Here is a 12,793-nt window from a genome sequence, read left to right as displayed (position 1 = left end):
AAAACAATGGCCCGGCTTAAAAACCGCCGGGCGCGCTTGTTTTATCCTTCGCTTTTCACCACTTTGATTTCAACCATGCCGATACCCAACTGGCGTGGGGAGTGGCCGAGAATATTGCCCTCGTTGGTTGACTGCGGATCCGGCGGCGCAATAGTTAAGGTATTGCTGCGCGACGGATTATCGAAGTGCAGGGTAGTTGTGGTGACATCATTGGCCAAAGTGAGCGTTTGCTCGCTATCGCCGACGCGTACCGGAATCGGTTTATTGGCATTCGGTCCGTAGGCTTTGGCGGTAATGACCAGATCGAATTTCTCCGGCAGCGGCTCTTTATATTCAATTTTCACTTCATTGCCGAGCTGCGCGTTGGACCAACGTCCCCATGATTCCGGACGGGAAATACCGCTGAATTGTTTTACTTCCTCAGGCGCACCGGCGACGTTGAAGACAAAGCTGTCGGCCTTGTAACGGATGTTGTTATCGACAATTTTCAAGGTATCGACATTGCCTTTATAACGCTCCATATCGATAAGGGTATCTTTGAACGCCGTCTTGCCTTGCCACTGGGTTTTGTCTACGCGCTGGACTTGTTGTTCGCCGCCCAGTTGGCCCTGCGATACGCACCAGTCGGTGGAGAGCGCTAACTCCGGCGACCATAGCTGGCCCATCTTGTAGCAGCGGTCGACCCAGACGAAGTTATCGCGTGGGGCGAAATCTGCCAGCTGGAAGCGCAGCGGGGCGGAGTATTCGCTTTCCGGCAGCGGCTCAACGCGCTTATCTGAAATCCGCAGCAGTAGCGGCAGGCGGAAATGACTGCCGGAGAAGGAAATCATATTCTTCTGCGAATCAACGGTGAAATTCTTCATCTCTTTAGGGAAGTTCCACAGGCGGATGACGTCGGGCTTCCACGCCAGTACTTTCTCTTTCATATTGAGGAAAATCGCCGAAAGCGACTCTGCGGACAGACTGCTGCGCCCGAGGCCAATAAAGTTATCGCCGCCGAGGATATCCAGCACCGTCGCGCCGTTGTCCATGGTATTACGCTTAACCGCCAGCGTATCCCGATGGGGTTCATCACCGCGCAGGACGAAAAACAGGTTGCTGCGATCCTGTTTATTCAGATAATCCCAGGCGCTGTTTTTCATCGCCAGGTGATCGGAAGAAACCACGATGACCGTATTTTTGAACCACGGCGAGGCTTTAATTTTCTCAATTAGCGCTGCGATATGCTCCTGGCTGCAGGAAACGGCGCTGAAAGAAAGGTTCTTTTTGCCGTCCATGTCGTAGCTTTTGCGCTGGCAGGTACGGGAGATAAAACCATCCGGATGATGAGTATCGACCGTCAAAGCAAACAGCGAAAAACGTTTTCCGGATTGCGAAAGCGCTTCGAATTTTTTCCAGGTCTCATCAAGAACGGTGTCGTCGTAGAAACCCCAGTCGTTACGGTAAGTTGGATCGGCAACCGTTGATTTCAGCTCTTCCGCCCCGTACAGGTGATCGAAGCCGTGAGATTTCAGGAACACATCTTTTCCGGCGAAGCGCAGGTTCGCTCCCTGGACGAAGTAGTTTTCGTAGCCGGAGTTTTTCAGGATATCGCCCAGGCAGATATTCTGCGGGAAAAAGCTGGAGACCGAAGCGGAGGCGTTACCTTCGAACGGCGCAAACAGAGGGATCCCGCATTGGGAGGCAACCATTCCTGCAATGGTGTAGTCGGTACCCGGTAACTGGGCGGTATTGCTGAAATCCAGCCCCTCGTTTTTGAGTTTGCCGAGTTCAGAAGTCAAATTGGGGAACGCATCGTTATCAAAATAAGTGCGCTCAAGGCTTTCACCGTAGATATATACCAGGTTCAGCTTCGGATTAGCTATGCTCTTCGCGGGCTCTTTGTAGTAAGCCACGAAATCCGGATCGCCATCGCGCGACTGGGATTTGACCAGCTCGCTAATCTGGCGGAAGGCCGGGCTGGCATCCACTGACGCCAGTGCCAGAACCAGCGCCACCAGACTATAACCAAAATGATGAGGATGATGCCGGCGGCGGCGCAGTACCCAGCCGAGCGCGCCGAATACCGCAACCAGCGCTACGACCAGACCAACGCCCGGCAGAATATATTTGCTCACGCCTGCGCCCGTCAGGCTGTTGGTCAACGTATAGAGTACCGCGTCATTAATACCGTCGCCGGTGAAGTAATCGCTGGCATAGAGGGTAATGTTGAGAATAACGAACAGGCCCAGCACCGTGAGCGTGGCGGCGAACCACCAAGTATTACGACCGGCTTTTAATGCGTAAATCATCACCGAAGCAAGAAACAGGGCGATGGATAACAACTCTGACACAGCTCATCCTCATTCACGCCAGTTGTCGGCTGGCCAGATAGATCTTTTTTCACGCTACACTGTAATTGCAGCGCCATATCGCCGCAATTGTATCGTCATGAATTTGTGCTGTGGTTCAGAATTGGTTTAGAAATCGCCGTTTTTGAGTCGCCTCACATCATATATGAAGGGGGCTCAAGGAGCAGAGATGTTAAAAATCAGCGCTGTGGCCGCGCTGGCGGAACAACAGCGCCAAACGCGGCATTAAGAGGAGGATCAGGAGAGGAAGCTAACGCCCTGTTTTAATACCAGATCGCAGGCTTTAGTTTTTACTTTCTCCGCCAGCGGGCTGCTGCCGAGGGTATTTAAATTCAACTGCTGGCCGTCTTTATTACTCAACAGCCCCTGAAGACCATTAAGATAGCTGGTATCTTCTTTTTGTTTTTCTGGCGTGCTCAGACCCAGTTTATCCAGAACCTGATTTTTGACGTTTTCGGTATTTGTCACCGAGGCCAGCTTTTGTTTCGCGCAGTAAGACATAATTCCGGCGGCATTATTCATGCTGCTGGAGGTTAGCGACTGGTTGCCACCGTTCAACAGGCTGGTGAGCGATGAGAGCGACATGCCGCCGCTTTGCTGGCTACCGCTTTGGCTGCTGAGCTGGTTAGCGGCGCTGGAAAGAGAATCCTGCCAGGAGGTGGCGTGGGCACCGAAAGTCATTAAAGCACCCGCCGCCACTACCGTGCGGAACAACATTTTTGCAGATTTCATAGACATACTCTTCGCCGTAACGGAATAATGTTTTCAGTATAACGCTGGCGGAGTTAAGAAATATCTTAATACTCTTTTCCGGTCACGCGATCGCGGTAGCTATCCCAGTTAAAATTGACCCATAGGCTATTTCCCAGGCGCATACGATCCATGACACGTTCGCCGAGCAGCTTATTCATTTCTTCCATGGTGCTGTTGGTGAGCATGCCGGTAGGACGCTTCGACGAGGAGCGGCGATCGACAATCTGGTTAATGATGACTTTCTCGTAGCGTGACTCCGTTTGCATACCAATTTCGTCTATCACCAGTAAATCGACCTTGCTCAGGTCGGTAAGAAGCTGCTCTTCGCTGGTTTCCCTATTGCCGAAAGTATCTTTCATCGCGGACATAATATCGGCGACGGTAATAATCAACACCGACTTGCCCCGCAGCAGCAGCTCATTGCAGATGGCGGCGGCGAGGTGATTTTTACCGGTGCCAGGCTTGCCTGAGAAAATAAAGCTGGCGATATTGCCGTCGAACTCTTCGACGTACTGGCGCGCTCGGGAAAGCGCGATCATCTGGCCTTCGCATTCCACCCGGTAGTTATCCAGAGAGCAGTTCTGGTGCAGTGGGCGGATACCGGAGCGGTTAAACGTTCGCTGCATTTTCATGGCGCGGTTTTCACGCTCCAGTGCTTCCGAACGCAGCTTGCCTTGTTCTTTTTGCCATGCCAGTAGCTCTTCACCTGTCTTAAACGCGGGTTCGACATGGGCTGGCATCATCTTTTGCAGGCGCTTCATTAAATCGCCGACATTTTTCATGCTCATCCTCGGAATCCTCGTGGAATATGGTTATCAGGTTCGCTAATCGCGTTGACGTCGCGTCGCGGCTGGCCGCCGTTGCTGGCTCTGCCAATCTGCACGCTGCGCGCCAGCTTCTGCTGCCACTGGACATGATGGAAGACTTTACCTTCCGCCTGCCAGTAGGTGACAAACGCGGCGAGTTCTTCCGGCGTGACCGGCTGGCTCAGGGCGATACCCCAGAGCGCGGCCAGGCGCTGAAAGTCTGCATCCGGCTGCCAGTCGGCGTACATCGGGAATTTTCCCATCGGTACCGCAACAGGGACCGCCGTTGGCTCATCAAAAAACTGCGCGTCCAGGGCAATGTCGCTATTGGGGCGCGAGAGTTTTGCTTCCAGCTCTAGCAACTGAGCCAGACGCTCCGGCGTCAGCGCATAGAATGCGGGGGCGTTGTTGGCAAATACAGCGACGGCGCCGCTGGTCGATTTTGCCAGTACCGCTGCGTGATCCTGCATGAAGTCATCCAGACCGCTAAAATCGGTAGTTAATACTCGTGAAGACATAAATCAATCTCAACTCTGAACAACTAATATAGAAAGGGGGTAACTGCACACATAGTAGCACAGAGGTCGCTCTGGAAGGAGCGCCGCAGGTGACCCCGCGGCGCGCTCGGCTATACGCGCGGGCGCTTGCGATACAGCCAAAGCCCTGGAATAGAAAGACCGATCGATAACGCACCAACAATAGATGATGCTTTGAGAAAGTTACTCAACAGCATAATCATCATCTCTTCTGAGTAACCAAAATGGCTGATTTTTACCGCCGAGATCATCGCGGTATAGGCGGAGATACCGGGGAACATCGGAATGACCGCCGCAACGGTAAAAATTTTTGGGTGCGCCAGATACCAGCGGGACCATTGGATCCCGATACTGCCAACCAGCAGAGCAGCAAGGAAAGTCGCCCATTCGATATTAAAGCCCGCCGTCATCATCACCATGCGCGAACCATGACCGATAGCGCCCAACAAAGCACACCAGCGCAGCGCGCGCTGCGGTACGTTAAATACCATGGCGAAGCCAACGGCGGGAATAGCGGCCAGGGCCATATCCTGCAGCAGGGCGAAGAGATACATGATTATGCCCATCCGCGTAATCCCCACATCGTCATTGCCATTACCACGCCAATACAGGTGGCGAGGGTGAGCAGACTGGCGATAGCCCAGCGGGCCAGGCCGGTATTGATATGCCCTTTAAACATGTCGGCAACGGAGTTAATCAGCGGGAAGCCGGGTACCAGCAATAGCACGCTGGCGGCCATTGCTACCGTCGGCGTCGTGGCGAAAATAGACAGGCGCAGCAGTAGCCCAGAAATTGTGGTCGCCACAAAGGCAGTGATGCAGAAGTTAATCTGCGGATGCATTGAGCGATGGGTTAACAACTGGCGAATATACATTGCTACTGAACTGGCGCAAAAGGTGACGAGAGCACCATCCCAGCCGCCGTTATTGAGTTTGCAGAAGCAGGCACAGGAGAGGCCAACCATGACAACCAGCAACCAGCGCGGATAGCGCAGCGGTTTGATTTGAGCAAAGCGTTTTTCAACATCTTTATAATCCAGTAACTTATGCTCCGCCATGATGACAATATGCTGAACCTCCGTGACAACGTGCATGTTGATGCCGCGATCGGTATTTTTTCGCGTTGACGTCAGGCATTCGCCATCCTTTATTGTTGTGAGCACGATCGCGTTAGAGGAAATCGCGCTTTCAACGCTATCCATACCCAACGCCCGGCCCAAACGTGTTGAAAGCTCTTCAACCAGTGCGCTCTCTGCGCCGTGCTGTAATAAGAAAAGACCACATTGAATGCACAATCGCGTGATTGCGCGCTGAGTTGCCCTATCTGCTTGCATAAATACCTGCTGTCCGTGATGCCCGATGCCGTAGTGTCTGTCGATACTTTTACCTGAAGTCTTGCTTTATCTGAGCGGTCAGGATCAAACAATGTGTAAAAAATCACCCGCCCTGCTGACTTCCTGGAATTTGATCCCTGCCGCATTTTCGTAAAATTGGTGAAAAGTGCAATTTTTGTACTCATTCTTCCCTTCTTTTTCCCCTCAGACTTATCAAAAATGCAAATTGGAACTTTTAATAAACAAAAAACAAACAAATAATTAACCATGCTGAGGTGACCCTATGAGAACACAGATTGCGATTATCGGAGCGGGTCCTTCCGGACTGCTGTTAGGGCAGTTATTACATCGCGCCGGGATCCAAACCGTCATCCTCGAACGGCAAACGCCAGAGTACGTGCTGGGGCGGATCCGCGCGGGGATTCTGGAAAGTGGAACGGTGGATTTGCTGCGTGAAGCAGGGGCTGCCCGGCGGATGGATGCGGAAGGGCTGGTACATCATGGGGTTGAGTTTTTGTTTGACGGCAAGCGCGTGCCGGTTGCTCTGACGGAGCTTACTCAAGGTAAAAGCGTGATGGTTTACGGTCAGACCGAAGTGACGCGGGATTTAATGGCGGCGCGGGCGGAATGCGGAGCACCGATTATTTATGGCGTCAGCGATGTCACGATTAATGATGCGAAAAGTGACCGGCCGTCCGTCTCTTTTGTCAGCAACAGCGAAAAACATCTGCTGGAGTGCGATTTTATTGCCGGTTGTGACGGATTTCACGGCGTTTCCCGACAAAGTATCCCGTCAGGGGTTCTTAAAGAGTATGAAAGCGTCTGGCCGTTTGGCTGGCTGGGGCTGCTGGCCGATACGCCACCAGTTAACCCGGAGCTGATTTATGCCCATCATGAGCGCGGCTTTGTACTGTGTAGTCAGCGCTCACTAACTCGAAGCCGCTACTATTTACAGGTACCGCTAAGCGAAAAGGTTGATGACTGGGCTGATGAACGTTTCTGGGAAGAGTTGAAGCTGCGCTTGCCCGATGAGCTGGCTACCAGGTTAGTGACTGGTCACTCACTTGAGAAGAGTATTGCGCCGCTACGCAGTTATGTGGTGGAACCCATGCAATATGGGAGGCTATTTCTGGTAGGGGACGCGGCGCATATCGTTCCGCCTACCGGGGCGAAAGGATTGAATCTGGCAGCATCTGATGTGAACTATTTGTGGCGAATCCTACGCGAATATTACCACCATGGTCGCGCTGACCTGTTGGCAAGCTACTCCCGCTTCGCCCTGGACCGCGTGTGGAAAGGCGAGCGATTCAGCTGGTTTATGACTCGCCTGTTGCATGATTTCCCGCAACAAAGCGAGTTTGATAGAAAAATGCAGGCGGCAGATCGTCGCTATTATCTTGAGTCTCGTGCTGGGCTCACCACTATCGCTGAAAACTACGTCGGTCTGCCGATCGAGCGCGTGGCATAAGCGAAATGAGCAGGAGGCGTCATGCAGGCAGCGAAAACCGTTCCCGTTTTTAAACTGTATGGCGAAGATCGCGGCTGGCCAACTCCCGACCTCCTGCACTGCGAATCGATACTTCAGCGTAGTTGTCTGTATGAATGGCATATCCGCGTGCATCAGCATGCTGAGCTGGTGCAGCTGCTTTATCTGCATAAAGGGCGGGCGGAAATCGAAATCGAAGGGGCAACCACGGTGATGACTGAAGCCTGCATTCAGGTTGTTCCAGCGCTTTGTATTCACGGATTTCGGTTTTCTCCGGGCACGGAAGGATACGTTTTGTCACTGGCGCTACCGCTGCTCAGACGTTTTGAAAACCAGTTTGGTCGTCAGTTGGATGTACTCGGTCAGCCACAATGCGTGTCGGTGAAAGAGTCCCGGGGCCATATCCGGGCGCTGTTTACTGCTTTACGGGAAGAGTACAGCGAGGATCATGATGCGCGCGAAATGATGCTGCATTCGTTGCTGGGTGCATTATTGGTATGGTTGAACCGACAGTATCTCCCAGCGCGGATAGCGGAGGACAAAGCTGAACGTAAGCGTAGCGTTATGCGCCATTTCTCTCGCCTCATTGAAAGCCATTATCGTGAACATATGCCTTTAATAGAGTATGCCAGGTTGGTGGGGCTCTCTGCGACTCACCTGAATTATTTGTGCCGTGAATTTTACGGCTGCAGCGCGCTGGGGGTTTTACATCAAAGGTTGATGCTTGAGGCGCGCCGTAACCTGCAATACACCAGCATGACTATTGCGCAACTTTCTGATTATTTAGGATTTACTGATGCCGCTTATTTCTCCCGTTTTTTTCGGCGCTATAACGGTGAATCGCCTAAAGCATTTAGGAAGAATATAAAATAAAAAAATCTTTATTTAATTTATCTTAAGTTAGTGTAACTAACGAAGGTTTTAATCATTTCTAATTTATTGCTGACAACCACCTGTGTTAATGTTAATCATTGGCATGGATAACAGCAATATGTTGCTCACCATAATATTACATTGGCTTTAGAGCGTGATGTCAACACGCTTGCCAGGGACGATAAAGATTCATTTTGGCAAAATAATTAAGATGGATACTCAATTATCTATCAGATTATTTTTCTGCCGGGCGTGAATCTTCGACAGGAAGCGGAGGGTTTATGTTACCAGGACAGGGTAAGTTCGGCATCATTATCAGCAGAATACCGGTCATGCAGTCCGGATTGAAAGCAATCGTTGGGGAGCATCTCCCTGATTATGAACTGAGTTTTTGTCGTTCCCAGGACGAGTTAACCCTACTTCAATTACGTCGCGCAGTGTTGGTCATCGCAGATTTATCTGGCGAAATTGAGCAGCCAAGAAATATTTGTGAACATTACTATTCTTTAATGACTCAGTACAGGGATATACACTGGGTCTTCATGGTTGGAAGCGCCTGCTTCCCATTAGCTGTTGAGTTATTAATGCGGCCTGAAAGCACATTAATATCTGATAGCGAACCAGTGAAGCGTTTAATTGAAGTCGTTCGTGCTGGTGGCCTTGCCGCCGAGAGAATTAGTCAGACCTTATTCTCACCAGAGATGGCGAATATTGGCGAAGAGCAGCAAAAGTTGGTCATTCTGACGCTTTCTGAGCGTAAGGTCCTGAGGCTTCTTGCCAAAGGGTGGGGAATTAATCAAATTGCTGCGTTATTGAAAAAAAGTAATAAAACCATAAGCGCGCAAAAAAATAGTGCGATGCGCCGTTTGTCTTTGCGCAGTAATGCAGAGATGTATGCCTGGATTAATAGTGCACAGGGAATGAAGGAGCTGAATATTTATTCAGCCTATGGAGACCAATCGGAATGGAAAAAGATCTCACAACACGATATGTCGCTGTCGTAGAAAAATGCGCGATGACTGAAGTGGCTCTTCGCCACATATTAACTCGTGAAAGCGGCAAGAATTATAGTGTCCGCTTCTTTAAAGATACTCAGGCATTAAAGCGAGAACTTAAATCTAAAGATTTTACTGCGATTATTTTTTCACTTTCTGGTAATCGCAGATCCCGACTGGAGAGTTTACTTTTTCTCCACGAAATTGCGCGTTATTGTCCTGAAATGCAGAGAATTGTCTTAGCTACTGATGAAGCGGAAATGCGACTGATTAGTCACCTCACGCCTTCCCGTTTGCATGGTATTTTTAATAAATCAGCTTGTCGTATACAGTTACAGGAACGGCTGCTTCAGCTCCTCGACCATAGTCATCAGGCCAATGAGAGCGTTGTAAACCAAAAACAAGGTTTATGTAACCAAATTCTGAGCCCGACGGAACATACCATTCTGCGCTATATGTCTTACGGTTATTCGTTGCCTGAAATTGCGACACAGCTGGAGCGAAACATCAAAACTATTCGCGCTCATAAATTTAACGCTATGACCAAACTTGGCGTCAGTTCAGATATGGGCCTCCTGAGCGCAGCAGATATTCTGATGCGCTTGTCAGCGAATAACGATGATACCAGAGGTATGCGGCTCGCCCTGTAGCGTTAGCCGTTTATTAAAGACAAACGTCAATCCAGGTTGCATCAGTCAACCGCGCCATTCGTTCGGGTGAAATACGAACGGCGCTATGGATTGACCCTGCTGCTGGTAGAACTTCCGGGTACTGTTTCAGCGAAATGTCACAGTAAACCGCCAGTGGAATTTCCAGGCCGAATGGGCAAACCCCGCCAACGGGGTGCCCGGTTAACGTAACTACCTCATCACTACTTAGCATACGTGCTTTCGCACCGAACGCTTCCTTCAGCTTTTTGTTATCCAAACGCGCATCGCCCTTTGCGACAACAAGTACAACCCGTTCTTTTACTTTTAAAGACAGGGTTTTCGCTATTTGCCCGGGCTCAACATTATGCGCTGCAGCAGCTAGTGCCACCGTAGCCGTACTCTGGTTAAGTTCGATGATTTCGATATCGGGGGCGTGGTCAGCAAAAAATTGCCGCACGGACTGCAGACTCATTGCGATCTCCTGATGAGTGTCTGTTAAAAATCTGTAATAAGCTTCGCAAAGTGTAAATATTGTTGGCAGACAATCAAGAATCTTTCTAATTCCTGGATCTTCTTCACAATCACCGCAACCGGTTACTGTAACCGGTTGCAGTTATCCGTCATGCGATGAATACTGAAATAGTAACTTCCCTGCGTCATCTATAACAAAAGAGCCGTGTATGAGTCGTACCTATTTGAGCAGTATAGCCAGTGGGTTATCCGCCGTGCTAATCCACTCACCGAATTAGGTTTACCACAACGGCAAGATAATCATTGTTGGGCCTGTTTCTATAGCCTGTCAGGAGGGCTGCTATGTCTGCTAACCATGCTGCATTTAATCTGATATTCCGCTTTGTAGAAAATTACATCAGCCCGGTCGCCGGACGCATTTCGTCTCAGCGCCATGTTATGGCTATTCGCGACGGCTTTATCTCTGCAATGCCATTTATGATCGTTGGCTCCTTTCTCCTGGTATTTGCTTATCCACCGTTTTCGCCGGATACCACATGGGGATTTGCTCGCGCGTGGCTGGATTTAGCAAAAGAGTTTGAAGGGCGCATTTTAACGCCGTTCGATATGACGATGGGCATCATGTCTATCTACATTTGTGCCGCCATCGCCTACAACCTGGGTAAGCACTACGAAAAAACGAATCAGCTCGACCCTTTCATGTGCGCGATGCTGTCAATTATGGCTTTCCTGCTCGTAGCGGCGCCGAAGACAAACGGCAATTTGCCGGTTGATAGCCTGGGCGGGACGGGGATTTTTACCGCGATTCTGGTGGCTGTTTATTGCGTTGAAATGATGCGTTTCCTTAAGGCGCACAATATTGGTATTCGCCTGCCAGATCAGGTGCCGCCAATGATCAAAAACTCTTTCGATCTATTGATTCCAGTATTGGTCGTAGTCCTAACGCTCTATCCCCTGAGCCTGTTTATCCAGCATCATTTCGATATGCTGATCCCGCAGGCTATCATGGCCATCTTTAAGCCGCTGGTTTCTGCGGCGGATTCATTACCGGCAATTTTACTGGCGGTGCTGGTTGGTCATTTGCTGTGGTTCGCGGGTATCCACGGTGCGGCTATTGTTTCCGGTATGCTGCAGATGTTCTGGCTGACTAACCTTGGGATGAACCAGCAGGCCCTGGCTCAGGGCGCACCGTTGCCACATATCTTTATGGAGGCGTTCTGGACATTCTTTATTGTAATCGGTGGTTCAGGAGCAACGATGGGGCTGGTATTCTGCTACCTGCGCAGTCGATCTGCACATCTGCGCTCAATCGGTCGTCTGAGTGTTGTGCCTAGCCTGTTTAACATTAACGAGCCGGTTATTTTCGGTACGCCTATTGTCATGAACCCGGTGTTCTTTATTCCATTCCTGCTGGCACCAATGGTTAACGCCGTGCTGGCCTGGGCGGCAATGAAGCTGGATTTGATTGGCCGGGTTATATCTGTCGTTCCGTGGACCGCCCCGGCACCGATTGGCGGTGCGTGGGCCTTGGGGTGGGATTTCCGGGCGGCGATTTTGGTGATTATCCTGGCATGCGTCTCGGCAGTTATCTATTTTCCGTTCTTTAAAGTGTATGAGAAGCAACTGTTAGAACAAGAGGCTGAAGAAGCGCAGCGTTTGGCACAAGAAAGCCAGCAGACCGCGTAAACGTAAACGGGCGGCTTAATTAGCCGCCCGTTGCTCTATAAATCGATGTCATTTTAGCGTGCAATCCCCGCACTGCTGAACATCCGGTAGACGATAACGCTGGCAGCAGGTGCGGCGCACGAGCTGCCCTTCACGTAAAACAACCGTACGCCACAGCGGGTTATCCTGGCCGTCGGAAAGCTGTTTTTCAAAGAAACAGTGCTGACGCAAAAGGGTGACCTGCTCATCTCCCAGCAACGCTTTCATTTCACCCAGATACCAGTTGATTAGGTAACCGGTATTGCTCCAGATAAGCTTGCCGTTGATATCACCAGTGGCTTCAAGCGCCTGAATGACGGGCTGTAAAGCGCAGGTGACCAGGGTTTCCATTCGCGATTGAGCAGACTGCTCTGATGAAGCTTGTGCACAATGGACATCAATCCAGAAACAGGCGGCACGGCCCGTTTCATGAAACTCAACCCGGAAATGTTCCGGTGTCAGGCTGATGACGCGATCTTCGCTCAGCAGAGCCAACATTAACGGTGGGATCAGTAAACCGATGTACCACTGCGCCCAAAGGGATAGCAGTGGCTTTTGTTCACGCACCTGCGTGGGTTGGTTGCGATAAATATGATCGGAATACGTCGCCAGCAGGGAACTCAGCGCCATTGGCTGAGACCATTCCGCCAATGTTAATGCATGATGGGGCGCTTCTTCATTCAGACGGAGAAAATCCAGCAGATGGGGGCGTAGGGTAGTGATTTTTTCGCGGATTGCATTTGCCAGTTCACGCTCAGCCGAAGGGAGCGGAGCCCGCCAGATGATGTCATCGCTGAAGGATAGTGAACGGTAAGCCATCGGATGTCAGATACAA

The 12,793-nt window shown here is 50.7% G+C and carries 13 protein-coding genes; 5 read left to right on the top strand and 8 right to left on the bottom strand.

Going from position 1 to position 12,793, the window contains the following annotated elements:
* Window positions 1-41 precede the first annotated feature (41 nt).
* From opgB to ACMYSL_RS24920, 6 genes are all read right to left on the bottom strand, one after another.
* Window positions 42-2,333, bottom strand: coding sequence for a phosphatidylglycerol--membrane-oligosaccharide glycerophosphotransferase (gene opgB, locus ACMYSL_RS24945; protein ID WP_434660238.1), 2,292 nt, complete (start codon window positions 2,331-2,333; stop codon window positions 42-44).
* Window positions 2,334-2,588: 255 nt separating this feature from the next.
* Entirely contained in the window at window positions 2,589-3,083 is a 495-nt protein-coding gene (locus tag ACMYSL_RS24940; RefSeq protein WP_434660237.1) for a DUF2501 domain-containing protein, read from the bottom strand.
* Between the two features lie 65 nt (window positions 3,084-3,148).
* On the bottom strand, window positions 3,149-3,886 hold the full coding sequence (gene dnaC, locus ACMYSL_RS24935; RefSeq protein ID WP_181486499.1) for a DNA replication protein DnaC: 738 nt from the start codon (window positions 3,884-3,886) through the stop codon (window positions 3,149-3,151).
* 2 nt (window positions 3,887-3,888) lie between these two features.
* Window positions 3,889-4,428, bottom strand: a complete 540-nt coding sequence (dnaT, locus tag ACMYSL_RS24930) for a primosomal protein DnaT (protein ID WP_182236117.1) — start codon at window positions 4,426-4,428, stop codon at window positions 3,889-3,891.
* 110 nt (window positions 4,429-4,538) lie between these two features.
* The gene (locus tag ACMYSL_RS24925; RefSeq protein ID WP_110272712.1) at window positions 4,539-5,012 is read right to left on the bottom strand and encodes a threonine/serine exporter; all 474 of its coding nucleotides are present in this window, start codon (window positions 5,010-5,012) and stop codon (window positions 4,539-4,541) included.
* On the bottom strand, window positions 5,003-5,779 hold the full coding sequence (locus ACMYSL_RS24920; RefSeq protein ID WP_434660236.1) for a threonine/serine ThrE exporter family protein: 777 nt from the start codon (window positions 5,777-5,779) through the stop codon (window positions 5,003-5,005). The genes ACMYSL_RS24925 and ACMYSL_RS24920 overlap by 10 nt, the downstream gene beginning before the upstream one ends.
* 283 nt (window positions 5,780-6,062) lie before the next feature.
* Here ACMYSL_RS24920 and pobA point away from each other — a divergent pair, with 283 nt between their 5' ends.
* From pobA to bglJ, 4 genes are all read left to right on the top strand, one after another.
* Window positions 6,063-7,247: a 4-hydroxybenzoate 3-monooxygenase gene (gene pobA, locus ACMYSL_RS24915; protein WP_434660235.1), complete on the top strand. Its 1,185-nt coding sequence runs from the start codon at window positions 6,063-6,065 to the stop codon at window positions 7,245-7,247.
* Window positions 7,248-7,268: 21 nt separating this feature from the next.
* Window positions 7,269-8,138 carry a helix-turn-helix domain-containing protein gene (locus ACMYSL_RS24910; RefSeq protein ID WP_434660234.1) on the top strand — a complete coding sequence of 290 codons (870 nt, stop codon included), beginning with the start codon at window positions 7,269-7,271 and terminating at the stop codon, window positions 8,136-8,138.
* 281 nt (window positions 8,139-8,419) lie between these two features.
* The gene (locus tag ACMYSL_RS24905) at window positions 8,420-9,142 is read left to right on the top strand and encodes a helix-turn-helix transcriptional regulator (protein WP_110272708.1); all 723 of its coding nucleotides are present in this window, start codon (window positions 8,420-8,422) and stop codon (window positions 9,140-9,142) included.
* Window positions 9,103-9,783, top strand: a complete 681-nt coding sequence (bglJ, locus tag ACMYSL_RS24900) for a DNA-binding transcriptional activator BglJ (protein WP_112215088.1) — start codon at window positions 9,103-9,105, stop codon at window positions 9,781-9,783. The genes ACMYSL_RS24905 and bglJ overlap by 40 nt, the downstream gene beginning before the upstream one ends.
* A gap of 13 nt (window positions 9,784-9,796) precedes the next feature.
* Here bglJ and ACMYSL_RS24895 read toward each other — a convergent pair whose 3' ends face one another.
* Window positions 9,797-10,255, bottom strand: coding sequence for a YbaK/EbsC family protein (locus ACMYSL_RS24895; protein WP_110272706.1), 459 nt, complete (start codon window positions 10,253-10,255; stop codon window positions 9,797-9,799).
* A gap of 341 nt (window positions 10,256-10,596) precedes the next feature.
* On the opposite strand from ACMYSL_RS24895, the gene ACMYSL_RS24890 reads away from it, so the two are divergent.
* On the top strand, window positions 10,597-11,940 hold the full coding sequence (locus tag ACMYSL_RS24890; protein WP_182236125.1) for a PTS sugar transporter subunit IIC: 1,344 nt from the start codon (window positions 10,597-10,599) through the stop codon (window positions 11,938-11,940).
* A 48-nt stretch (window positions 11,941-11,988) separates the two neighbouring features.
* On the opposite strand, the gene fhuF is transcribed toward ACMYSL_RS24890, so the two are convergent.
* The gene (fhuF, locus tag ACMYSL_RS24885) at window positions 11,989-12,777 is read right to left on the bottom strand and encodes a siderophore-iron reductase FhuF (protein WP_182236127.1); all 789 of its coding nucleotides are present in this window, start codon (window positions 12,775-12,777) and stop codon (window positions 11,989-11,991) included.
* Window positions 12,778-12,793: the final 16 nt, after the last annotated feature.

The sequence above is a fragment of the Klebsiella sp. MISC125 genome (assembly GCF_051131775.1).
In the GTDB taxonomy this organism is placed as follows: domain Bacteria; phylum Pseudomonadota; class Gammaproteobacteria; order Enterobacterales; family Enterobacteriaceae; genus Klebsiella.
This window is presented reverse-complemented; position numbering and strand designations above follow the sequence as displayed.